Source organism: Endomicrobium proavitum, assembly GCF_001027545.1.
Lineage (GTDB): Bacteria > Elusimicrobiota > Endomicrobiia > Endomicrobiales > Endomicrobiaceae > Endomicrobium > Endomicrobium proavitum.
On the sequence record NZ_CP009498.1, the window covers coordinates 998,685 to 1,022,936 of the forward strand.

At 37.3% G+C, this 24,252-nt stretch carries 14 protein-coding genes and 1 tRNA gene; all 15 read right to left on the bottom strand.

The genetic code is table 11. From position 1 onward, the window contains the following. Positions 1-23: 23 nt before the first annotated feature. The 15 genes from Epro_RS04300 to Epro_RS04370 all read right to left on the bottom strand — a co-directional run bounded on the left by Epro_RS04300 (position 24) and on the right by Epro_RS04370 (position 24,194). Entirely contained in the window at positions 24-893 is an 870-nt protein-coding gene (locus tag Epro_RS04300; protein ID WP_052570758.1) for a hypothetical protein, read from the bottom strand. Then, a complete protein-coding gene (locus Epro_RS04305; RefSeq protein ID WP_052570760.1) occupies positions 859-1,194 on the bottom strand; it encodes a hypothetical protein in 336 nt (111 codons plus the stop codon). Before Epro_RS04305 ends, Epro_RS04300 begins: the two co-directional genes overlap by 35 nt. Positions 1,195-1,393: 199 nt before the next feature. Beyond that, the gene (locus Epro_RS04310) at positions 1,394-2,005 is read right to left on the bottom strand and encodes a hypothetical protein (RefSeq protein WP_052570762.1); all 612 of its coding nucleotides are present in this window, start codon (positions 2,003-2,005) and stop codon (positions 1,394-1,396) included. Continuing rightward, the gene (locus Epro_RS04315) at positions 1,969-3,876 is read right to left on the bottom strand and encodes a hypothetical protein (protein WP_144412044.1); all 1,908 of its coding nucleotides are present in this window, start codon (positions 3,874-3,876) and stop codon (positions 1,969-1,971) included. The genes Epro_RS04310 and Epro_RS04315 overlap by 37 nt, the downstream gene beginning before the upstream one ends. Before the next feature lie 70 nt (positions 3,877-3,946). Continuing rightward, positions 3,947-4,555 carry a hypothetical protein gene (locus Epro_RS04320; protein WP_052570766.1) on the bottom strand — a complete coding sequence of 203 codons (609 nt, stop codon included), beginning with the start codon at positions 4,553-4,555 and terminating at the stop codon, positions 3,947-3,949. After that, positions 4,513-6,639: a hypothetical protein gene (locus tag Epro_RS04325; protein WP_144412045.1), complete on the bottom strand. Its 2,127-nt coding sequence runs from the start codon at positions 6,637-6,639 to the stop codon at positions 4,513-4,515. The genes Epro_RS04320 and Epro_RS04325 overlap by 43 nt, the downstream gene beginning before the upstream one ends. Beyond that, positions 6,636-7,352, bottom strand: a complete 717-nt coding sequence (locus Epro_RS04330; protein WP_052570770.1) for an Imm74 family immunity protein — start codon at positions 7,350-7,352, stop codon at positions 6,636-6,638. The genes Epro_RS04325 and Epro_RS04330 overlap by 4 nt, the downstream gene beginning before the upstream one ends. Further along, positions 7,334-16,840, bottom strand: a complete 9,507-nt coding sequence (locus tag Epro_RS04335) for a two-partner secretion domain-containing protein (RefSeq protein ID WP_052570772.1) — start codon at positions 16,838-16,840, stop codon at positions 7,334-7,336. Before Epro_RS04335 ends, Epro_RS04330 begins: the two co-directional genes overlap by 19 nt. Positions 16,841-16,956: 116 nt before the next feature. Further along, positions 16,957-19,068 (bottom strand): ShlB/FhaC/HecB family hemolysin secretion/activation protein, encoded by a 2,112-nt coding sequence (locus Epro_RS04340; protein ID WP_082121492.1) that lies wholly within the window; start codon positions 19,066-19,068, stop codon positions 16,957-16,959. Positions 19,069-19,088: 20 nt separating this feature from the next. Next, on the bottom strand, positions 19,089-19,658 hold the full coding sequence (locus Epro_RS04345) for a metallophosphoesterase (protein WP_052570776.1): 570 nt from the start codon (positions 19,656-19,658) through the stop codon (positions 19,089-19,091). 33 nt (positions 19,659-19,691) lie between these two features. Then, positions 19,692-19,919: a NifU family protein gene (locus tag Epro_RS04350; protein ID WP_052570778.1), complete on the bottom strand. Its 228-nt coding sequence runs from the start codon at positions 19,917-19,919 to the stop codon at positions 19,692-19,694. Positions 19,920-19,941: 22 nt separating this feature from the next. Beyond that, a complete protein-coding gene (locus Epro_RS04355) occupies positions 19,942-20,181 on the bottom strand; it encodes a DUF4190 domain-containing protein (protein WP_052570780.1) in 240 nt (79 codons plus the stop codon). Positions 20,182-20,339: 158 nt separating this feature from the next. Next, a tRNA-Arg gene (locus Epro_RS04360) sits at positions 20,340-20,413 on the bottom strand. A gap of 334 nt (positions 20,414-20,747) precedes the next feature. Continuing rightward, the gene (locus Epro_RS04365; RefSeq protein WP_052570781.1) at positions 20,748-21,719 is read right to left on the bottom strand and encodes a hypothetical protein; all 972 of its coding nucleotides are present in this window, start codon (positions 21,717-21,719) and stop codon (positions 20,748-20,750) included. Then, positions 21,720-24,194 carry a M23 family metallopeptidase gene (locus tag Epro_RS04370; RefSeq protein ID WP_158409008.1) on the bottom strand — a complete coding sequence of 825 codons (2,475 nt, stop codon included), beginning with the start codon at positions 24,192-24,194 and terminating at the stop codon, positions 21,720-21,722. Positions 24,195-24,252 lie beyond the last annotated feature (58 nt).

Consider the following 24,252-nt stretch of genomic DNA (forward strand, 5'->3'; position numbering starts at 1 on the left):
AGACATATAATTTACCCCTCTTATTACTTTATAAACAATGGTTTGTTCATATCGTAAATCTGAAGTCGCATAGATTGCCCTTTTTCTAATATCTTTTGATTTTGAGCATTCAACTCCACTTGACGCAATATCTCTTGCTTCGCTTGTTCTTGAATTTTTCTCTGTTCCTCAACTTTATTTTTTTGTTGTTGCTCGGCAACCCCAAGCAATATATGGTTAAATGCCTCATCAGTTTCTCCAAGATTACGCAGCCCATCATTTAAAGATCTATATTCTTTTATATTGATATTAGGATAATTTGAGTATTGATGATAAACACCAGCTCCTAATTCTAAAGATCTATTTGAAAAGTTTATATTTTCTATATGCCTTCCAAATAATATATTACCCAAGCCTCTTCCTGAAACTATTTTTCCATTGTATAAATAGCCATTATAATCACCCAAATACTGTTTAATATCGTGTTTGCCTCCACTTCTTGATTCCCATAGTGTTATGCCTCCAAAATCCCCTTTTGCTTGTTCCACATTATCATTAATCAATGCCGTCTTATCATTGCCAAGGGAAATATTGTAGTCGCCTATCACCAAAATATTATCAAGGAAAATAGTTGCGCCTATTGCAGCTCCAAGGTCTCTGTTGGTGCTATCATGCTTTACGAACTCATCGTCAAAAGGCGTTTGCCCTATAATTTTATTATATTCATTATATACATTAACATCGCCGTCTTTTTTAGCTCCTAATACTTTATAGCGACCTATTCCTACCCATTTTACTTGTGTGCTATAGCTTTTGTCTTCAAGTTTTACTTGGTTTGCTTTTTGTGTATTTTCTTTCAGCAACGTATTATTGCTTGTGTTAGATGAATATAGACAAATCATCTTTGGCGTCATTTAAAATTCCTATTAATTCCATATTTTTACTTTGCTCAATACTCTCAATGTTTTTTTTAAAAATATTGACATTATCTAAACCATACACGCGAGCAATATGCCCCATGCCAATAATACCAATTTTTTTTATATCTAAATCACTATGCTCCATAGCCCAGTTAGAATATTTTATCGCCAACACCTTATCTATCTTATTTGTAAACAGTGATAATAATGCGGAAGTAATTTTATCTTTATCACCTGATTGGATATAAGATGTAATTATTTGTTTATCTAAAATGTCATAGCTTTTATATATCATGGAAGTATTACTCCCTTTTTTGTTGCTTTGCCGGATTTTATTAACACATTTTTCATTTCTTGGGTTTTGGTTACGTCGCGGTTTAAGCTCTGGATTGCTTCGCTTTCGCTCGCAATGACGGAGCCGCCTATTATTATTGTTCCGTTTCCTATTGTGGCTTTGGTTCCTTAGTAAATCTAAAAGAGTCGCTTGTTAAAATTTATTTCAGCTTACTTATTATTAAAGGTTTCTCACAATCATTATTATTGCCATTTTCATTGTACTTAATGGATATCATTCTTTGATATTCCCAATTATCTTCTATATCGTCTTTATCCCTAAAAAAACTATATTCCACATAATAATTACTACCAAAGATCCCATTTAAATAACTATCAAGCAAAGGATATGTATATTCTTCCCAGATATAGTTATTTACAATGTTTCTTTTTTTATATAGGCAAATCTCAGGCGGTCTTACACTCATATCTTTAATTATATCTTCTAAAGAATTTATTGTATGTTTTTTTATTTTCGCCTTATCTGTCAAACTTATCCTAAATACTGGAATAAATTTATCAAGCAAGTTGTTTTCTTTGCATATATTTACTAATGCTTTTAAAAATCCAAACCCATGCTCTAAAAAAATTTTATAATTGCTTTTTTTATTTTCTATTTCTAGTATACCATCCATATGATCATCAACGGTTTTTTTAGAAAGATCTTTTTCAACATAATATTCATTTAACCATTTTAAAACTTCCTTTTTATAATCCATACATTCTCCCTCTTCCTCTATTTTGGCAATGTCCAACCATTCTTTTCTATCCATTCTTTTGTTTTATTAGTAATTTTAAAAGAGTCGCTCGGTTCATGTCTCCAAGTGCCATCTTTATTTAATGCCGTATTCTTATTGCCATCTTTAAAATGAATGTGATCTTGGTCTCCTATAGTCCTATTACCCTTATCAACTCTCGTTATATCTTTGGGGGCATTTCCCTTTTGAACATCTCGGTTCATTTGACTTGTTGTTTTATCTTTTTTAGTCTCACCTTTATCTTTTTTATCAGGTTCTTTTCCATTATTTGGACTACCGCTTGCCGATGTTGTTTCTGCTGAAGATGCCCCTGATGTTTCTGCGTTTACACTATCATTTGCCATAAGAATAAGTGTTATACCTGCTATTACTGCATTTTGAAAATTTAAATCTGAAATGGAAAAATTTGTTTCCTGTATTGTTTTCCCAGTTGCATATGCTATTGCAGCTGCTCCAATTGCTTCTATAGCATAAACACCTATTGCCGCAGCAGGATTATACGCCTTATTCTCATCTGCAACTGCGTTTGCTGCAATTGTATTTTCTTTCAGCAATGTATTATTGCTTGTGTTATATATGTTATTCCAATTAAGTTGCGTTAGCGTTCCATATCCGCTTGTGTTGCTGTTGTTTTCTGTTATTGTTTTTGCGCCGGTTAGCCATGATACTGCGTTGTAGTATGTCAGCTCGCTTTTTGCCGCTCCTTTGGCTATGCTTTCGTTTCCGGTGTAATTGTGCGCTCGCTCTTCTGCGTCCGTTAATGCAAACGTCAGCGCATTTGTTGCTGCTCCGTTTCCTAAATTGACGTAGCCTTGGTGTTCTTTTATATCGTTAAACCCTAATACTACTTTTCCTGCGCTGTCTATCAACTCGCCTTTTTCGCTATACATTAAATTGCTTTTTCCGTCCGCTGTCATTTTGGCTAACGCTTGTATTTCTTCCGGCGTTGCTTTTCCTGCTTTGATTTTTTCTACTATTGTTCCTGCTTCTTCGCTTCCGCCTCTTAATATTCCCGTTGCGTTTGCGCTTTGGTTGGCTTTCCATACGCTTATTATATCCGTTTTATCATACGCCGGATTTTCGCCGTTTTCAGAACTGTTTTTTGATGCCGTTATGTTTGCGTATATTGCCGTTAGCGGGCTTGCTGCTGTGCTTAATGCTCCTGCTGTTGCTTTTACGGCGTTTCCGGGTAAGTTCTCAAAATCGTTGGCTATGTTTTGGTAGCCGGTTGTGTAGCCTATTACTTTTCCGTCTTTGTCTTTTACTTCTGTTTTTATGAAGCCTAACAGCGCTCGGTTGTCTATTGTTGCGCTTGCGTCTAATGCACCGGTTATTATATCTTTGGTTGTTTCTTGCGCGTTGGTTACGTCGCGGTTTAGACCTTGCAGGTCATTTTCTGTTTGTTCCACGCCGCTTATTATTATTGTTCCGTTTCCTATTGTGGCTTTGGTTTTTTGTTCTTTTTCTTCGCCCGTATTTTTTAGCGTTAGCGTTGTGCTTCCGTTGGGGGCTACGTTTGTTTTTCCTTTGTCGCTTTGCGATGTGCCTATGCTTGTTGATAAGCCGAAGCCTTTGCTTTCTGTTGTGTTTCTGTCTTCTATGTCGTTGTGTTCTAACTCTTTGGTTGTTAGCGTTAGGTTGTTGCTTTCTGAATTTATTACTGCTCCCGTTACTGTTGTTTTGTTGCCTACGTTTATTGTTACGTTATTTCCGCCAGTTAATGTTGTCTGTTCGGTTACCCATGCTATATCGTTGTTGCTTTTTTGGGAAACTATTTCATAAAAAGCTGTAAACATTGACGGGAAGTAAGAAGAATAGCCAAGCGTTGCTTGCGCTTGGCTATTCAATACTATTATTGATAGCAGTGATATTAGGATTTTTTTCATTTTAATAACATTCATTTTATTATGATGAAAGTTTTACTGTTTGTTAGGGCGGTTGTTATGTCCACCATGATCAGAGTTTCATATACTTATTTTTTAAATTCAATAGTTCTTCACCTAAATTTTTACTAAAAATCCAAGAATCAACGACATTTCGTCCATAAGAAGGATTAAATTTGCTACATGACAAACTTTGCATCATATTTTCAATTTGATCTTTTATTGATCGTAACAATAAAACATTATTAATTTCGCCTTTATCAAAATAATAGATTATCTTATCTGTCAACAAACCCAAAACAACCATAGAGTTTTCCAAAAAAATTTTCTCCTTGCTTGAATGAATATTGGTTGTATTATATTCCTTTAATTCAATAGATTTAAGCAATATAAAATAATTATAAATATCAAAAAGCTTTTGAGTTAGCTTTTGCGGAATATCTAAAGATTCTTTAATTAACACCGGATATTGAATATTTGATATATTAATATAATTAAATTTTTTAATTTTGAGTAGCTCATCCTTGATAAAATTCAATATATTAAAATATTCTGAATTACTCACATTCTTTAATATTTCATTATCAATATCTTTTATTGCGTTTTGTATATCCAATAAAAGTAAGCCTCTATAATAATCTATTTTACTTGTAATAAATTGTCTAAATTCTGTATATACCATTGTTCTGCTCCTCCTACATATTGACTTCCATATTGTAATTGAGAACCAGCTTTACCCTTTATAATCGTAGCACCTTCTTTAATTTGAAATTGATTTACCCCACTCATTAAACTCCATTGAGGTGGAACAGCCAAATTTGCTCTATTTGTTAATGGCGTAAAAGTATCAAATAAATAATGCCCAACAGGCAATGAATTTTGATTATCAAAAAACCTTAATCCATATGTTGCATTATCAGCTTTACTAACAGTGATAGTTCTAATATCAAAAGAATTTAAAATTTCAATTCTTCTATTTCTTGAAACTCCTTGCGACATCAGATATGCAGAAGCCTCTTTTACTCCAGCATATTCTACTGCCTTTCCTGCTGTCTCTGCTATTGCGTGTTTTGCTATGTTTTTTGCTATGGCTTCTGTTGCTTCTTTTTTTATTATTCCTGCTACTGCTTGTTTGCTTATTACTGCTCCTTCCCCTATTATTGGCGCTACTGTCGCAAAATCTAATGCTCCTCCTACTACTCTGAATATCCATCCTAATATCGGTCTTCCATTGTCTATTAATATTCCTCCGTCTTGATATAACGGATAACTTGTTAGATTATCCCTCAATATCACTCCTCCTATCATTACATCTTTCTTTGCTTCTGCCCTAAATGTCGGGTATCCGTTTTGCGCTTCTACTTCCATATCTCGTGTAAAATTCGCAAACACGTTATTTATTATTTCACCAACTATTGCGCTTGAGTCTATATTGTCGTCATATGCGTTCATTGTTCCTATTCCAAAGCGGTCGTTTACTGCATTTCTTATTGCATTGTTGTTTCCTGTATTTAATACTGCGCTTCCTGCGTTGCTTGCATTCCATTCGCTGCTTGTCAGCTTGTTTGTGTTTGCATTCCCAAAGTTCTTTAAATCCCATATCGCTTCCGCTGTGTTTCCTCGGTTTATTGCCGTTTGCTCGTTTGCGTGACCTTCAATGCTTTCTGTCTCGTGAAACACTGTATTTATTACGTTTCCGCTTTTTGTTAAATCTGTTTTATTTGTGTTTATCCCTATTGTTTTATTTTCTCCGTCTTCATACGCATATCCTCTGTTTTCTATCCCCTCATTATACAGCTCTACTTCCCCGGCAAAACCTCCGCCTGCTGCCGCTATGTCTGCCGTTTCTTGTAATGCATCCCTCACGCCTTCCGCTTCATAATTTGTTAATCCGTTCAATTTATCCGTCAGCTCTTTGTTTGCTTGTATCTCTGCCGCTTTTTTATCGTCCTCTATATACTTCAACGCCGCTTCTATTATGTTTGTTTCGCTGTCTAATAATGCATTTTTTATTGACTGCGTTACTATATTGTTTGTTAAACCTTTTCCTATCTGCGCTAAATTTGTATCCAAATTTGCAAAATCGTTGGCTATGCTTTGGTAGCCGGTTGTGTAGCCTATTACTTTTCCGTCTTTGTCTTTTACTTCTGTTTTTATGAAACCTAACAGCGCTCGGTTGTCTATTGTTGCGCTTGCGTCTAATGCGCCGGTTATTATATCTTTGGTTGTTTCTTGGGTGGTTTCTGTGTTTCTGTTTAGACCTTGCAGGTCATTTTCTGTTTGTTCCACGCCGCTTATTATTATTGTGCCGTTTCCTATTGTGGCTTTTGTTATTTGTTCTTTTTCTTCGCCGGTGTTTTTCAACGTTAGCGTTGTGCTTCCGTTGGGGGCTACGTTGGTTTTTCCTTTGTCGCTTTGCGATGTGCCTATGCTTGTTGATAAGCCAAAGCCTTTGCTTTCTGTTATGTTTCTGTCTTCTATGTCGTTGTGCTCTAACGCTTTGGTTGTTAGCGTTAGGTTGTCGCTTGCGCTTGCTATTACTGCTCCTGTTACTGTTGTTTTATTTCCTACGTTTATGTTGACGTTATTTCCGCCGGTTAGACTTGTCTGCTCGGTTACCCATGCGCTGTCGGTGTTGCTTTTTTGGGAAACTATTTCATAAAAAGCGGTAAACATTGATGGGAAGTAAGAAGAATAGCCAAGCGTTGCGGTTGCTTGGTTATTTAATATTATTATTGATAGTAGTGATATTAGGATTTTTTTCATTTTAATAATTCGTTAATAATTGCATTCAATGGTCTGTTTTTTGACATAAATTCATTAAAAGATAAGTTTTTTTCTTTTGAAACACTTATGTAGTCTTTTAGGATTTCTTTTATTTCTTCTTTGTTAGTTTCTAACAATAATATATCAAGTGCATATAAACCATAATTGAATTTTTTTTGATTTATTTGTCCTACATCTTCACTTACTTTCCATTTCGCAAAACTACTAAGGACTCCTTGTATATTTTTATTATTCTCTATTTCTTCTTTAAATTTTTTCATTTCATCATTATTTAACTTACAATATTCACGATACCAATATAAAAAATTAGAAGTAATGTCATTTTTATAGTTGTCGCTCATTTCACTAAATTTTCTCATTTTGAATGTGCCAATATCAATTGTTGCATTATAAGCAGATTCAAATTGCACTAATATTGCATCATAATGCACAATATTACTTTCAGGAGATAAATCTACTTTCACACCCCAATCAACCATTGCTTCAGATATATTACGCAATACTGTTTGTTTTTCTTCTATTGATATTTCTTCATCTTCATATGGATAATTCCATGTTTGGACATTTCTTAGTGATAAAACTTCAGTGGCTTTAGGTAAAAGTTCTATATATAAAAGAAGTTCTTTCCCATCTTCTGTTATGTATTCTATGCCCTGAGCTCTTCCCCATATTTTTACTTGAAATTTTCCCATCTTAATAATTTCTCCTTGCTATCATAATAATTTATTTGCAAAACATTATCATTTGCTTTGAAAGTTGGATATTCAATCTTCTTAAATATTCTATCAGGACTCGCTCCTTCAACGAATGCGTTTACAACGCCAGAAGCTTGGCTTGCATATTTTTCAGACAATGCGCCCCAATATGTATCTCCGATAGTGGGGTTTATATTATATAAATCATAAGTCTTTAAAAACTTTCCTCCTGCTGTATCGTCAATCCTTATCAAATTATTCTGTTGAGCAAATCTCATTGCCGCTTCTTCATTAGCTATACTACCACTATAAACAACTGATTTGTTTAAAGGTGTATATGCATCTAATAATGTCGAAACTAAACTTTTTGCATCTTTTTCAGTCGTTCCAATAACAGTTCCTGTTGGCGTCACATAAAAATCCGGCAATGCTTTTGTCGCAATATTTAACTCTGCTTTCTTCACTGCTGTCTCTGCTATTGCGTGTTTTGCTATGTTTTTTGCTATGGCTTCTGTTGCTTCTTTTTTTATTATTCCTGCTACTGCTTGTTTGCTTATTACTGCTCCTTCCCCTATTATTGGCGCTACTGTCGCAAAATCTAATGCTCCTCCTACTACTCTGAATATCCATCCTAATATCGGTCTTCCATTGTCTATTAATATTCCTCCGTCTTGATATAACGGATAACTTGTTAGATTATCCCTCAATATCACTCCTCCTATCATTACATCTTTCTTTGCTTCTGCCCTAAATGTCGGGTATCCGTTTTGCGCTTCTACTTCCATATCTCGTGTAAAATTCGCAAACACGTTATTTATTATTTCACCAACTATTGCGCTTGAGTCTATATTGTCGTCATATGCGTTCATTGTTCCTATTCCAAAGCGGTCGTTTACTGCATTTCTTATTGCATTGTTGTTTCCTGTATTTAATACTGCGCTTCCTGCGTTGCTTGCATTCCATTCGCTGCTTGTCAGCTTGTTTGTGTTTGCATTCCCAAAGTTCTTTAAATCCCATATCGCTTCCGCTGTGTTTCCTCGGTTTATTGCCGTTTGCTCGTTTGCGTGACCTTCAATGCTTTCTGTCTCGTGAAACACTGTATTTATTACGTTTCCGCTTTTTGTTAAATCTGTTTTATTTGTGTTTATCCCTATTGTTTTATTTCCTCCGTCTTCATACGCATATCCTCTGTTTTCTATCCCCTCATTATACAGCTCTACTTCCCCGGCAAAACCTCCGCCTGCTGCCGCTATGTCTGCCGTTTCTTGTAATGCATCCCTCACGCCTTCCGCTTCATAATTTGTTAATCCGTTCAATTTATCCGTCAGCTCTTTGTTTGCTTGTATCTCTGCCGCTTTTTTATCGTCCTCTATATACTTCAACGCCGCTTCTATTATATTTGTTTCGCTGTCTAATAATGCATTTTTTATTGACTGCGTTACTATATTGTTTGTTAAACCTTTTCCTATCTGCGCTAAATTTGTATCCAAATTTGCAAAATCGTTGGCTATGCTTTGGTAGCCGGTTGTGTAGCCTATTACTTTTCCGTCTTTGTCTTTTACTTCTGTTTTTATGAAACCTAACAGCGCTCGGTTGTCTATTGTTGCGCTTGCGTCTAATGCGCCGGTTATTATATCTTTGGTTGTTTCTTGGGTGGTTTCTGTGTTTCTGTTTAAACCTTGTAAGTCATTTTCTGTTTGTTCCACGCCGCCTATTATTATTGTTCCGTTTCCTATTGTGGCTTTTGTTGTTTGCTCTTTTTCTTCGCCGGTGTTCTTTAGCGTTAGCGTTGTGCTTCCGTTGGGGGCTACGTTGGTTTTTCCTTTGTCGCTTTGCGATGTGCCTATGCTTGTTGATAAGCCAAAGCCTTTGCTTTCTGTTATGTTTCTGTCTTCTATGTCATTGTGTTCTAACTCTTTGGTTGTTAGCGTTAGGTTGTTGCTTTCCGAATTTATTACTGCTCCCGTTACTGTTGTTTTGTTGCCTACGTTTATTGTTACATTACTGCCGCCTGTTAGACTTGTCTGTTCGGTTACCCATGCGCTGTCGGTGTAGTCGTTGCCTGTGTTGAAGCCTGCCCCTACGCTGTTGTTGCCGGCGTTGCTTTTCTCGCCGCCTAACAGGCTTCCCATGCTTTTGGTTCCTATTCCTACGCTTACGTTGGCGTCCCAGCTGTTTCCTTTGCTGTAATATGTGTCTTGCAGACTTTCTACTGTTAAATTATTTCCTACTGTTACATCTAAATTATTTTTTGCCGTTACGTTGGCTCCGCTTAATGTTGCGTTGTTGCCTACGTTTATTTCTATATTATTTGCTACGCTTTCGCTGTTGTTGTATGTTGTTGCTTTTATTTTTGATGAGCTTTCCCCTCCGCCGGCGCTCACTTGCACGGAATTATTTCCTACGCTTACCCCTGCGCTTGCGTGCGCGCTTTTGTCTTCTTGCGCATACGTGTCTTTGCTTGCTTGTATTATTAAATTATTGCCCACGTTGTAACTTAGCGTTCCGTTTGTTGCATAGGCGTTTGTTCCTTCTTGTATCATGTCGTTTGCGGATTTGAAATTTATATTTCCGTTGCTTGCTATGTTTCCTTGCACACTTAATATACTTTCGCTTTTGCTTTGTTGGCTCATTGTGTCGTAATTTGCAAACGCGGAAGCATACATTCCCGTTCCAAAACTGCTGCTTGCCGCCGATGCTGCTCCTGCTATGCTTGCCGCTAACCCTACCGTTGCGTTTGCTAAATTCAAACTTGCCATTGCTACGTTTGCCGTTGCGTCGTCCACCGCTTCTTGGCTGGCTTTGCCTTGCTCTTGCAGCTCTTGTATTCGCTTTAGCTCGCTTGCCGCTTTTTCTACCGCTTGCTCCGCTTCCACTACCGCCGCGGCCGCATAGCCGGCGTCCACGTATGCGTTGCCTATTTTCACCCCTACCGTTACCGTTGTTTCGTCGTGGCGGCTTTCGCTGCTTTGACTGTTTTGCGCCGACGCTAATATTATTTTCCCGTCCGCCGTTACATTTATATCCCCGTTGGCTTCTATTTGGCTTCCTGCGCTTATTACGTCTTTTGTTGATTCTATGTTTACTTTCCCCGCTGCGCTTATTTCGTTTACTTGCGCTACTCCTATTTTGCTTGTGCTTTCATCCACGCTTTCTTCGTAGCTTGTTGATGCTTCTATTCCACGCCCGCTTATATCTATTTTTATATTCGTTATCGCCGCTAATATTCCGTCCCACTCTTCATGGTAGCTGTAAACGTTTTCATAGTCTTGCGCGGCAAACAGGTTTACGCTGCCTTTGCTTTCGGCTTTTTCTAATTTTCCTTCCTCGTTTACTTTGTAGCCGCCTTTTATGTTAACATCCCCTGCGGCTGTCAACGCGGCTGATATTGAATTTACATCCTTGCCCGCTATTAAATTTATGTTTCCCTTTGTTGTTATGTTTGTCTTTTGGTTTACTCCCGTTTCCTTACTATTTATATCTATGCTTCCGCCTGTCCACGCGTTGCTCTCTTTTTCCATTGAATAATCATACGTTGTGTCTAACGCCGTAGTTAAGTTGATTTTCTCTTTTGCAGTTAACGTTACGTTGCCTTGCGAATTTATTTCCGTGTTTTGCAGCGTTATATTTTGCCCGTCCGCTTTTATGGCTCCGTTTATTGACGTTATGTTGCTTCCTATATTTTTTAAACTTTCCGTTTCCCTCTGGCTTGTTGTGCTATCCTCAAACCAAAATCCGTCGTAGCTTACCTTGTTGTATTCCCTGTTGTAATCTTCCACTACCCCTGCGTTTATATTTCCGCCTGCCTTCATATCTACTTCTTCTACCGCAAGCATTGAGCTGCCTTTTAAATTTATATCCCCTTCTGCGTTTATTGTAAGCTTTCCTAAACTTGCTATTTGCCCTGTTGTTCCTACTGCCGTTTCTGTGTTTGAATACGACAGCTCCTTATTGATTATAATTTTCCCAAATTTATTATACGTATATGCCTCATACGTGTCCGTTCTCTTGTCCGTTTCGTTGTTTACTTCTTTCGCGTTTATCTTTATTTCGCTGTCGGCTTTTGTTGTTGCTATTAGCCCGCTTTCATTATTGACTATTCCCAATGCTCCCGCGTTTAAATATACTAAATCGCCCGCCGTTATTACCGCTTGCTCTCCTCCTATTGCGTTTGTTGCATTGTTTATCTTTTCCATTGTTACTACTACCGTTTTGCTTGCCAGTATTGCTCCCGCGTTGTTTAATTCCCCACCGCTTCCGTCTTTGCTTTTTATTATTACGTCGCTTCCGCTTATTAACGTGTCCGTATTTAATTTTGCGCTGTTTTTCTGCTGCGCTTTTTCCAGCTCTTGCGCATAATATACCCCATACCCTTCTTCATAGTTTGTTTTATATATCTTCTCAAAATCAGTAGCTTCTATTTTTGCTTGTTTGCTTTGCTGGTAGTATTGCTCTTGTTTCTCCACTGCATATTCTTTAAACAACTCTTCTTTTGCTTTTTCTTGCGCTTCTTTTAAGATTTCTTCCCCTGTTTTGGCGCTTAGCATTAACTTGTTTTGTATAAACACTTTTCCTATATCGGTATTATACGGATATACTTCTTTCTTTGCTTGTTCTACTAACTTTTGATATTCCTCTTGGTTGTTATTTATGTACTCTTCTACCTCTTTATTTATTTTTTCCTGCGCTTCTTGTTTTGCTTGCAGCTCTATGTTTTTTATTTCGCCGGTTACCGCCGCATTTGCTTTTTCTTGCGCCCTTATATCCCCTTGTTTTCCCGCCTGTTGTTGGCTTAACAATGCTTGCGTTTTTTCCAACGCTTTTTCCTGCGTCATTAATAGGTTTAACGTTGTTTGGCTTAAATATATTTGCGGCACCAACGTTGTTGTTTTCTCACCGTTGGGCAGCTGCACTTCTTTTAACACATACCACACTATATCTTCTTCTAACTCGTTTATTTGCTTTGCCGTTAATTCTTTCCCAAACTCCAATTCCAACTTGCTTACTTTTTGCGCGTCTAAACTTTCATAGGCTTGGTTTATAAACCCTTCCACATCTTGCCCTGTGTAATGCAGATTTTCTAAAAATCCTTTCTGCTCCAAACTGCGCTTTAACAGGTCGTATTCCATATACCTGTCCCCTAAAAATTTTGCGTCTATTACATACGGGTCTAACCCTATTCTGTTTAAAAAATACTGCGACCCCAAAAACGTTGTTTTGTCCGTAAGCAACGGGTCTGTTTCATACAAATAATGCGCATTTACCGAAGGTCTATACTTTCCGTATTTGCTTTCCGGAAGCTTAAACCCTGCTAAAACGTCTATTACCGCTCCTTTATATTCTACTGCCGTTGCTTGGCTTGGGTTTTTATTTGCCGCGTTTTTTGCGCTGCCGCTAAACGGCTTTTTATCCGGATGCCCTGCATTTTCTTCGCTAATGCTTCCTTTTTTATCCGCATTTACATTTCCCGTTGCGTCGCTTATTACTCCGTTATATATTTTGTTCGCTTCTATTTCTACCAACCCGCCGGATACTATTCTTGCCGCTCCGTTTGTTGTTTTTAATGTAACGTCTATTTGGTCGCTTCCTGCATTTTTGGTTATATGTCCGCTTTTAATTCTGCCAAGATCATACCATTTTCGCGATTCACGCTTCTTGTAATACCTCGTTGCCTTTACGTTAAATTCCGATACGCTGTTTACTATTGTTTCTGCTTCTAACTTTACTCCGCTTTGCCCGTATATCAAACTGTTGTAATTTATTATGTTGTTTAACGCTTCTATTCCTACTTTCCCTTCGTTTGACACTATCTGTGACTCTTGCGTTGTTAGCTTTGAGCTGTATATCTGCTCGCTTGTCATTTTTGTTCCGTTGCTTGTCGGGTTACCGTAATTTGCCATTACATATTCCGCTGCCGCATACGGATTTTCATATATATTTATATCGTCGCTTCCGTAATTTACCGCCTCTTGCGCTTTTATTTCTATATCTTTTTCCGCTTCTATTCGCCCGTTATAATTTATTAGCTGCCCTACTTTGCTGTTTATATACGCTTTGTCTCCTCCTACGTATATATTTTCTCCCGAATATATTCCCGTTCCTACTTCGCTTCCTCCCGCGTTATTAAACAATACTTCCTTTATATTAAAGTTTATATTCCCGCCGGCGTATATTAAACTGCGCTCGTTGTTGTGCAATACGCTTTGCGAATTTATCTCCATATTTTTGTCCGAATATATTCTTCCGTAATTGTGTATTCCTGTTTTTTCTACGCTTGCCGTATTTTTATTATCTATTCTTAATCCACGTATATATTGCTGCGCGCTGTTTAACGATTTCGCCTCGCTTACAAACGTTTGCAGTTTCCATTCTTCTTCTACATAATTATTTGTTCCCTTATACCCTTGCGCCAATAGCCCTTGCGCTTTTTCTTCAAAATCGCTTTCATTTAAATTTATCCAGTTTATATTGTCATACAACGCCAAGCGTTCTTGCTCTTGCGTTATTTTTTCCTCTATCTTTCCAAGACGCTCTTGTTCGTCCGTTTTTACCTGCTCTTGTCTTATTTCTTCTTTCTTTGATAATATCAAGCTCGTTTGATAATTTGCTATTTCCGAAAGCTGCTCCGCCGTTAGGGTTGCTTCTTCCCCTATGCTTGCTACGTACTGCTCTACCAACTGCTGTATTTCATTTGTTTGCTCTGCATTTAAATTTATGTTCTCTATCTTTCTTTCCGGCAACGTCCACTCTTGCGCTTCATATTTTACTCCTAATATTTCCGCCAATCTCTCTTGCACAAATTCTTCGTTTATTATTACTGTTTCTGTTCTTGTTTGCCCGTTTTCCGTTTCTTCCCCTACCGTTACCTGCGCTCCCAACGTAAAAATATCCGCGTTATATACATACTCTTCTTTTAACTCTTCTATTTCTTCTTTTATTCTTAACTCTCTTATTTTCCTTTCTACTTTGTAATAGTTCTCTTCATCTTTTACTTCACCTAATATTTCGTATAACTTATCTATATCTGTTATGTTTGCTATATTTGCTATCTGCGCAATTACCTCCGCCGCCGTTTGCGGCTGCTGCGTGCTATCTCCGCCTTGCTCCCCTATATCGTTTAGCTTATAATATCCATTTATTTCTTTACTGCTCTCTAATTTCATATCTCCTAACGACTGCATATATCCGTAATTCATTATCCGCTCGCCCGATTTTAACGTTAATCCTTTTCCTCCCGTTATTGTCGCTTCGCTTCCTATTGCCGCTCCGTTATATATTCCTTTTATTGCGCTTGCCTCTATCTTGTTTGCCGCATATATCTCTCCGCTGTTTCTTATATCCCCGTTTACTACCGCGTTTATATCGTTTGCTTTTATATACCCGCTTTCTTCGTTAATAAAATTTCCTAACCCTACGTCTAAACCCATCTCCCCGTCGGAATATATTTCCCCGCCGTTTACAAACCCTCTTGCCGCTTCTATTTCTATTGCGCCTCCGGTTATGCTTGCCCCAAAAATATTTCTTATTTCTTTATTTGACTTCAACCCAAACTTTTCCCCTGCATACATCTTATTGTAATTTACTATTTCGTCCGCTTTTATTTTTATTTCTTTTTCCGACGTTATTTCTCCCGCGTTATTATTATTGAAGTCCTTTTCCGACGTTATTTCCAAAAGGTTTTTTGCATATATTGCGCCGTCATTATTTATTTGCGCTTTCCCCGCTATGCTTATATTATTGCCCGTTATTTGCGCATTTATCTCATTTATTATACTGCCTGCCGCATTTACTAACAACCCTTCTTTTGCGTATATCCCGCCGATATTTAATATATTAACGCCGTCTATTTTTATTGCTTCCTCCGACGATATTTTTCCCTCGTTATTTACTTCTTTTCCCGCTTTGATTATTATTTCATTGCTTGCTTGTATATCGCCGCCGTTGGTTATTTCTTCGCCTGCTGTCACCGTTATCTTTGCCGACTCTATTGCCGCTCCCGCCGCATTGCTTATCCCTTTGTCCGTTTTTATATTTAATACGTTTTGCCCGTATATTATTGCATCGTTGGTTACTTGCTTTTTTGCCGTTATTGTTACTTCATTGCCTGCGTATATATTCCCGTAATTGTTTACTTGCCCGCCGAGCGTTGCAATGCTTATTTTCTCTGCGTTAATTATCCCTGTTACGCTGTTTCTTATTTCCCCTTCCGATTTAACATTTATTTCTTTTCCCGCATACATTACTCCATTGTTTTCTACTCCGCCTTTTGCTTCTATTTCTATTGCTTCCTCTGTTGCTTCTGCTCTTATTTCCGCTCTGTTTTCCAATTTTCCCTTCACTTTCATCTTCACGCCTTTCTTTCCGTTTACTTCCATTTCCTCCAACATCAAATTCCCGTTTACATCAAACTCTATTTCGTTTACATCGCTTATTAAATCTTTTCTTAACCTTACTCCCACTCCATCCTGCGTAGCTATTATGCTTATTCTTCCCGCATAGATCCCTCCAAATACGCTTGAATCTATCCCGAACTCCGGCTTCACTTCTTCCGCTACGCCTTCCTCGCTTGTTACTTCAAACCGCTTCTTTTCTTCATTATATACCGCCTGCTTATTTCCGCTTATTACCTGTATTTCGCTACTTGCTCCCCCTACTATATCTCCGTTTATCTCTATTATTGCCCCAATTATTTGCGCGTAATCTACTTCCCTTGCGTCTATACCTAAATTATACGCTACTATATTTCCGCTTTTATCCGTTACGTTTCTTCCCACTACGCTTATTATTGCATTGGCTTCTTTTGACATCATAAACGGATTTAATTTTCCTTGAGCGTCTAACGTATTGTTTGCATCCCCCATTCCGCTTGCTCCGCTTATCAGCGACAGCTTCTGCGTATTTATAAATCCCCCGCCGCTTATCATTATTCCGTTTGGGTTGGCTATTATCAAATCCGCTCTCTTTCCAGCTATCTCCACATATCCGTTTATTTTTGTTTGTTTTACTCCTGTTACTTCATTCAATATTATTTCCGCTTCTTTTCCGCCTTCCTTATTATAATTCGGGTTACCGTATATTACCCCGCCTATATTCGTGTTTGTCGCTTCCCCTTTATAATTATTTATTATCAAGTTCTCTTCGTTTACATTGAAATCTTTATAGTAGTTTGCGCTCACCCCTCCTGCGCTTGGCCTGTTTATTTGCACCACCGGCGTTCCGTTTTGCGTTCTGTCTATCTCTATTTCTCCCCGTCCCCGCCCATTATCCGCTTCCAGCCCTTTCACAGGGTTATCTGCCGTATTATTTAACGAGTGGTTTACTATGTTTGTTGACGACGAGTTTTCTCCCAACTCCGCGCTCGCCGCGTAGGCTTTTTCTTCTCCCAATATTCCCGCTACGCTTTCTACTATTATCCCTTGCCCTATTGATATCATTACCGATATCATTATTGCTATTACCTTTCTCACTCTTTCCCTCGCTTTCATTCTACTGCCCCTTTATTTTTTTATTTATTTACTCTATTTTTTGTTCTTTATATTTCCCGTCTTTGTCCCAGCCATTATTTCCTATTTTCTAATTCCTAACTCCTAATTGTCGTTAACTACCAGCTTACTCCAACTTTCCAATAAACAGCTTCTTCTTCTTTTGACATATTGTCTCTTGTTTGCAAATATTTTGGGCTATGCAATCCTTTAGCGTAAACTAACGACATATTTATATATTGCCCGTAATAATTTAAAGACGCTCCCGCTCCCATCATATAACCGCTTTTTGAATTGTATTCTTTATCGTATATATCTTCATATTTATCTTCTACATATCCGAAATCATAAAACACGGACAAATGCGTTTTTGCAAGCAGCGAATTTAACGAATCGCCAAGCAAAAATACCGTTTTATATTTCATTGCCGCGCTGCCGGTTAAAACATTCGGCATAAGCTGCAACGCGTTTACCTTAAAATCATTCCTTGCGTAAAATCCGTTATCGCCGCTTATAGAACTTTCTTTAAAACCTCTTGTAGAATACTCTCCGCCTACGCTAAACTGATTTGCTCCGTAAAGGCTGTTAAAACTATACTGCGAATCTATTGTTAAAGTATAAGACAGCGGAAGTCTATTTCTAACGCCGGAATTTTTGTTTTTTGTAAGCAGAGGAATAGAAAACCCCGTATTAAAATACAGATACAATTTTAACAAATTATACTCAAGTCTTGGGTCGCTGCTGAGCATTTCATAATTCATGTAAGTGTCGGCATCGGTCTTTGACCCAAACCAACTTACTCCTCTTTGGTAAGAAGGTTTTAATATTATCGTTCCCAAACTTGTATATATTACGTTGTTAAAATATACGGACACATTGCTTCTTCTGCCGCTTCCCGTTTCGCTTCTTACGTCTCTTATATAACTTTCGGTATCTTTTATTTCCACTCCGCTTCCAAAATTTAATTTATAAATCTGCGTTCTGTATATTACTCTGTCCAAAGTATAAGCTTGGCTTAACGATTGCCCCGTTATATGAAAACGAGTGTATTGACCTTCAACCGTGCTTTTATAGTTAGAATAATTTAAAGACGCGTTAAGCGTCCAATACCCGAAAGGAAACGACACGGCGCCCTGCAACGCTTTGCTGAATTTCTTTTTTTCATCGTCATTATTAAACATGTCCAACGTTTTATACGCGTGGCTTTGTCCGTAATCTACAGACGAATCTTTTTTATCCAAGTTAAATAAACTGTCGCTGTTTTCCGTGTAACTTATATATATGTTGTCGTTAATAGAAAGCAAATTATCCTGACTTACGCTTAAATTCAAAACTTGTTCGCCTGTAGATTTTGAACCGCCGTTGTTGTAATTTAAATTTAGGAATGTAGTTCTTGCGCCGGAGGCAACTCCGCCGGCAAGCGGGTTTTGATTGTTAATAATTACAATATTGGAGTATGCTTGCTCTAACGCACGTTTGTCTGCAGCCGGAGCAATTTCCATTGTAACGTTGTTTGACTGCAGCCTGTTCATTTGGTCTAAACCCTGCTCAAAAACATTCATATTAACAGGCTTATTGACGGCAAACGGGAATGCAAAAAAAAGGCGGGCGTTATTTCTAAATTTTCCGATTTTTGAAACGGTTTTGCTTGCGTTATCTTTTGTAACCTGCTCCAGTGATATCTTGCCGGTTTTTCCTTCTTCTACTATTACAATAAAAGTCGTTTCCGTTTGTCCCGTTTCTTTATTGTCTATTATATTTATTTGTTCCGGGTCAAAATAGACTTTTGTCGTAATATACCCTCTGCTGATATAGTATTTTAAAAGCATAGATTGCAGCAGCGAAACGTTATATTTGTTTATAGGTTTGTTTAGGAATTGCTTTAATACGGCTTTATGCAATGTTTTGCCGGAAAAAATTTTATTTCCAATTACTACTATTTTGTCAAACTTATAAATAGTATCCGCGTCGGACTGCATAATATCTTCCGCAGCGCCGCCGCCCTCAGGAAGCACAATGCCCTCTTTAACCCTGCTGTCTCTTACCCTTTGCGTTTCCAAAATATTTCTTATGTTTTCCTTGTACTGCTTTTCCTGCTCCTGCTGTTGAAGAATCTGTTGCCGCTCATGTTCCCCCGGCGGCAGCACAGATTGGGCAAATGCAAAATTAAAAGACGCCAACACAGTTAACATAGCTAAAAATACGGAAATACGCTTTTTCATTTTATTCATAGTTTTTTTCACGAATTCATTTATAAAAAACTGTCTAAATCAAAAATTTCCGCGATATTATTTGAAGCGTTTAGAAGCGCGACGGTTTTTCTGCCGTAGCGCGACCCGCAAGCTTCGCCCGGGTTTAGAAACAACGTTTCTTCGCTTTTTTCTATCTTTGGTTTATGCGTGTGTCCGTAAAAAATATAATTATATTCTTTGCTAACATGTAAAAGAGGTCTGTGAGACATAACAAATTTTTTATTTTCTATTGTAAACTCAAACGGCTCCGGTTTTATAATTCCAAAACTTGAAATTATATTTTCAAGCGCCGCGCGTTCAAAATCGTTATTGCCGAAAACAGCTTTAAACCCGCAGTTAAGTTTAGCAAATTCTTGCGCCGCAGAAGGCGAAAAAATATCTCCGCAATGTAAAACCAAATTTACATTGCGGAGATTAAAGAACTCTATTGCCTGTTTTATACAAACTAAACTGTCATGAGTGTCTGAAAGTATGCCTATTAACATATTATTTATAGGAAGATTAGGGAGCCGGAAAATTTGAGAGTTTAGAGAAGCTATAGTCGTTAAGTTTTTGCCGTTGCTAAACATTCCAACGTTCTATCTTCCCTCCTTCTGCCGTTTCTACACCGACTGCACTTCTTTTACTTCCGCAACAGCGTCTTTAATAGCTTTTGTTACGCCATACTGCAAAGTCATTGCCGCCATTGGGCAGCTGCCGCAAGCGCCCACAAGTTTTACTTTTACTATTCCGTCGTCCGACACATCAATAAGTTCAACATTCCCGCCGTCTGCCTGCAAGTGCGGACGAACGGTATTTAACGCCGCTTCAACTTTTTCTTTTAATGACATAATATTCTCCCAAGTTTAAATTTTAATGCGAATTTGCCGCGCCTGCCGCAACCATTGCCGCTATAAAAAAGAAATATATTAAAACCCAGCCGATAACGCTGAGAGCCGACAAAATTATTCCGGCAATTCCCAAATTTCTGTTATCCTCTTTTCTGCTTAAACCTATCGCCCCGAAAATAATTCCTAAAATCGGCGGCACGCCGCACAAAAGCGACCCGCCCAAGAAACTTACAAGCCCCAAAACAAAAGACGCTATGTTCATACTATCGCCTCCGTAAAACTAAAAAATATAAAAAAGATACAACAACCGATTTTTACTTTGAGTTTTTTGATTATGCAAGGCTTGCCGCGACGAAGTTTATCTTAAATATAAATGAGAAGCGGCATAACGCGGCTGAATCAAAAAAATAAAAACAAAAACGCGCCCAAGAGGAGTTGAACCTCTAACCTTTTGATTCGTAGTCAAACGCTCTATCCAATTGAGCTATGGGCGCATAAATAAAGAGATTTTATTTTACTTAATTTTAAGACAAAAACAAAGAGGCAGGCAATAGCTGCAACAGCAGATTCCGGAAGGTTCAATATACAATAAAAAAACAGAGTAAAAAATGAACCAACTTTTGACCTGTTTTCTATGTAAAAACGACACTGTAATTAACAGATAAATAAAAGTTGCTTCACTGTCAATTGCCCCGTGACATTATTATTGATAGTAGTGATATTAAGATTTTTTTCATTTTAATAGCATTTATTTCATTGTGGTAAAAGCTTTACTGTTTTTGGGGCGGTTGCCATAGACTTCACTTATAGTTGCGCTTGATGTCATGACTATTTAAATATGTTCTTGACTTTATACACTACCCTATCAATGAATCCTTTTTTTTCATTGCTTTTATTGTCAGGCAAATCTTTTCTTATACCTTTACAAAATTCTTCAATCGATAATATTGTTTTATCGCTTGGGTCTGCTCCTGTGTATATTTTTTTTATGTCTTCAGGAGTATATGAAACAATATCCAAGTCCAAACCAAAAGAACCGAAAGGTTCATCATCTATTTCGCCAAAAGTTTTCATTAGAAATTTTAAATAATAGTAATGCTCATACATCAATACTTCCTTTTTTGAATAAGTTTTACCTGTTTTCTTATCTTTATAATAATACTCTATAAAATCTTTTGATAGAATTATTTTATCTTTATTAAAACTTATAAATTCACTGCCTCTTATGTGAACTTTAGTTCCATCCCTGAAACCACTATCTACCTCGCTTTCATAAATTTTTATTTCTGCATTCTTGCTTTTATTTCTACCAATTCCATAAGGTGTTATATTTAATCCATCAACATATAAATATCCATCATCTATATATATTGTATGTTCTATTCCACCATATAACCGATACTTAAATGTTTTGCCTGTCCTTTCATCTATGGCTATCATTATTTGATAACTTGTAGCTTCATCAATAAAACTATGCAGTATATATATATCATTTTTTATTTTATAAGCGCTATAATTCCATGCGTTCCCATCTGAAAAATAATTTTTTGTTATAGCTATTTGTACTTTTACATCATCCTTATTTATTTTGTAAAAATCATATCCATCTTCTTGAAATGTATAGACATTACAATTTAAATTAAAAATTGGAGTTAATTTTGGCAAGCCTTCTTTGAATTCTTTACTATTCAACATTTTTTTTAATTGCTCATCGTACTCTTCCCAATCAACTGAAATCGTAGCACATACTATTGATATTTGAGCTATGAAAATTAATATAGTTATAATTATTTTTTTCATTTAATTACCCCTATAAATATTCAATATTTCACTCTCAAATTGAGGAAAGAATAAATTCTCTTCATTTATAGGTTGGTATTTCCCTCTTGAACCTATAATACTTAAATATGGGTAATAATAATCTTTAGGATCCTTAAGATTATTATTTTCTCTAATTTCTATATGGACATGAAGAGGTGTCGGAGCTTCCCCAGGTTTATCATGCCTACTTGGCGATTCTATTTGAATATTTTGTAAAGTTCCTATTATATCCCCTTGTTTCACATAAGATCCTAATTGTATATAGTTAGCAGGTTTCACATACAACAATTTATCAGCACCATTTGCTGTTTGTATTGTGATTGTTTTTAAATTACCATTTTTAGTTTCATATGGCTGCCCTGTACGTATAATTTTACCATCTGCAGGTGCATAAACATATTCCCCCTCAACAGCATATATATCTAATCCTTGATGTGCATACCCTCCAGCTCTATTTGCCCCGATTAAACCAACCCCTCCTCCATCTTCAATACGAACATCTCCAGTTACCGGAGCAATATGATCACGTCCTTCTATAGTAAAATCTCCCAAATACGCTAATGTATTCATCGGATTTCTTATTCCAATATCTATTAATGTATCATAAAGGGTAGGCACAAAATTTCCTAACAATGAATTATCTGCCTCACCATTTCCAATATGCCATCTCATAGCATCTCTGAGAACTTCATTTCCTCCACCATTCTGGATAAAATCAATTATTGTTCCTGTAACTGTTTCATCATTATTAAAAAGTGAAAGTAATCCTATATCAGAATGCACTTCTTCATTCATAAATTTATTCTCAACGTCTGTAAGTTCTTTATCTGTCATCTTATCTATTTGGTCTTTATCAAGAAAAATTGAAGCATACGATATCTGTTCATCTTTATAATCTTCCTCCATATTCTTATCTATCTCTGTAACATCATCAGATACTCTGTATGCATTAAAATCTGACATGTCTCCAACATGGACTATTTTATTCGCGCTATTTACAAATAACGCATTTGCTTTATTACCATCGCTGACACTATTAGCCAAAACTGTATTATTTAGCAGCAACGTATTATTGCTTGTATTATATGTGTTATTCCAATTAAGCTGCGTTAGCGTTCCATATCCGCCTGCTCCGCTGTTGTTTTCTGTTATTGTTTTTGCGCCGGTTAGCCATGATACTGCGTTGTAGTATGTCAGCTCGCTTTTTGCCGCTCCTTTGGCTATGCTTTCGTTTCCGGTGTAATTGTGCGCTCGCTCTTCTGCGTCCGTTAATGCGAACGTCAGCGCGTTTGTTGCTGCTCCGTTTCCTAAATTGACGTAGCCTTGGTGTTCTTTTATATCGTTAAATCCTAATACTACTTTTCCTGCGTTATCTACAAGCTCCCCTTTTTCGCTATACATTAAATTGCTTTTTCCGTCCGCTGTCATTTTGGCTAATGCTTGTATTTCTTCCGGCGTTGCTTTTCCTGCTTTGATTTTTTCTACTATTGTTCCTGCTTCTTCACTTGAACCTCTTAATATTCCCGTTGCGTTTGCACTTTGGTTGGCTTTCCATACGCTTATTATATCCGTTTTATCATACGTCGTATTTTCGCCGTTTTCAGAACTGTTTTTTGATGCCGTTATGCTTGCGTATATTGCCGTTAGCGGGCTTGCTGCTGTGCTTAATGCTCCCGCTGTTGCTTTTACGGCGTTTCCGGGTAGATATTTAAAATCGTTGGCTATGCTTTGGTAGCCGGTTGTTGTTTTTGCTATTGGTTCCCCGTTGGCGTTTGTTTTTATTGAGCCGTCTTCGTTTTGTTCATAGACTGTGTTTCCGTCTTTGTCTTTTACTTCTGTTTTTATGAAACCTAACAGCGCTCGGTTGTCTATTGTTGCGCTTGCGTCTAATGCGCCGGTTATTATATCTTTGGTTGTTTCTTGGGTGGTTTCTGTGTTTCTGTTTAAGCCCTGCAGGTCATTTTCTGTTTGTTCCACGCCGCTTATTATTATTGTGCCGTTTCCTATTGTGGCTTTTGTTGTTTGCTCTTTTTCTTCGCCGGTGTTTTTTAGCGTTAGCGTTGTGCTTCCGTTGGGGGCTACGTTGGTTTTTCCTTTGTCGCTTTGCGATGTGCCTATGCTTGTTGATAAGCCAAAGCCTTTGCTTTCTGTTGTGTTTCTGTCTTCTATATCATTGTGTTCTAACTCTTTGGTTGTTAGCGTTAGGTTGTCGCTTGCGCTTGCTATTACTGCTCCTGTTAGCGTTGTTTTGTTGCCTACGCTTATTGTTACGTTATTTCCGCCGGTTAGACTTGTCTGTTCGGTTACCCATGCGCTGTCTGTGTTGCTTTTTTGGGAAACTATTTCATAAAAAGCGGTAAACATTGACGGGAAGTAAGAAGAATAGCCAAGCGTTGCGGTTGCTTGGCTACTCAATACTATTATTGATAGTAGTGATATTAGGATTTTTTTCATTTTAATAGTATTCATTTTATTGTGGTGAAAGTTTTACTGTTTGTTGGGGCGGTTGCCA